Genomic DNA, 1,661 nt, shown 5'->3' with positions numbered 1-1,661 from the left:
GTGTTCGCGACCGCCGCCGCCACCCAGTCGGTCCGCGCGATCAGCCGCGCCCCGTCGGGCAGGGCGTCGATCGCCTCGTCGAGGGGGCCGCGCAGGAACACGGGGAGCTCATCACGGGTGGGGTCGCCCAGCGGCAGGACCGAGACGGTCCCGGTGGCGGCGAACACGCGCGAGATGCCGGTCGCGTCGCCGAGGAGCAGCATCCGACGATCACGACGGAAGACGTTGGCGGTGAACCCGTCCTCCGCGACCCGCGGGTGCTCGAGCAGGTCATCGAGGTCGTGCCGCAGCGAGCCACCGACGTGCTCGCCGAAGCCCAGATGCCGCAGGACCTGATGGGGCATCGCGTCGTACAGGGCGGTCGTCTTCCACCGGTCCTGCGCATGTCCGGGCCCGACGATCGCCAGGAGGGCCAACCCGGTCGTCAACCCCACCGTGACCCGCCCACGGCCCGGGTGCGCGCCGAGCGCCAGGAGCGCCAGCGCGGTCCCGTGGGCGAGCGTGATCGCGCTGCCGTCGACGACCCCCCAGAGGGTCACGAGCGCGGCGACGGCGACGGTGGCCCGCGCCGCGCCGTCCGCGGCCGCGTCGTCCCCGCGAGAGCGCGCGCGGAACAGGGCCCGCCCGTGCTCGTGGGTGCCGGGGAGGGCCGCGACGGCGGCCGCGAGGAGCGCCCCGACGGCTGCGATCACCGCGACCGCACCGGGTCCGATGCCCGGCGGTCCCGACGCGGGGAGCAGCTCGTTGAGCATTGTGACCGGGCCCGGGAGCGCGCCGGCACGCGCCAGCGCCGACACGACGAAGACGGCCAGCACCGCCGCGGCCGTCGGGCGCGACCACCGGCGCAGCCGCTCACGGTCCGATCGGGGCCAGGACCGTGACGCGATGGTCAGGGCGACGACACCCAGGAACCCGGCGGGCGGGCTCCACCACACCGCCACACCGGCCAGGACGACCGCCGCTCCGCGCGTCCGGTGGTGCGCGCACGCGGCCAGGACCGCGAGGACCGGCAGCATCGTCAGCGCCCCGGCGGCGGGAGAGAGCGCATCCGGGGCGGGAGCCGCCAGCGCGAGGACCGCGACCGCGGCTCCCGTGCCGAACAGCGCCGTGCCGGTGCTGCGCGTCAGGCCCGACGCGAGCACCACCACGAGCAGGCCGCACAGCGCTGAGGCGATCCCCACCGCCAGGACGACCCGGCCCTCGGTCGCATCTCCCAGCACGGCGAAGATGGCTCCGAGCGCGTCGAGCGCACCCCACCCGGCGCCCGCCGTCGTGTCGACGAGCGGCACGCGACCGTGCGCGACGTCCGCGACCTCGAAGAACAGCGCGGTGACGCTCGTCCCCGTGAGGGCCGGAGCGACGCAGAACGTCGCCGCCGCACCGAGGATGGCGGCGAGCGTCAGCGAGAGGGGGCGAGGCGACGGCATGCGCTGGGGCCACCGTATGCGACCGCCGCCCGGCGGGCTCCGCTCGACCGCCCGTCCGGGGCGCGCGGGGCCGGGCGCCTCCGCGTGCCGCGCGCAACTACGCTGCCCGCCTATGCCCGACGCCGTCGAGCCAGCCGAGGTCCCCGACGTTCTCGACACCGCTGCCGCGGGCGGCATCGTCGTCCGCGGCGGAGCGATCCGGGTCGGTGGCTTCGTGGCGGGGACGATCGTGTC

The 1,661-nt window shown here is 76.6% G+C and carries 1 pseudogene; it reads right to left on the bottom strand.

Going from position 1 to position 1,661, the window contains the following annotated elements:
• A pseudogene (locus ABYE80_RS20630) lies at positions 1-1,427 on the bottom strand (hypothetical protein); the annotation flags it as partial.
• Between the last annotated feature and the right edge of the window lie 234 nt (positions 1,428-1,661).

Source organism: Paraconexibacter sp., assembly GCF_041602235.1.
Classification (GTDB): Bacteria; Actinomycetota; Thermoleophilia; order Solirubrobacterales; family Solirubrobacteraceae; genus Paraconexibacter.
This window is presented reverse-complemented; position numbering and strand designations above follow the sequence as displayed.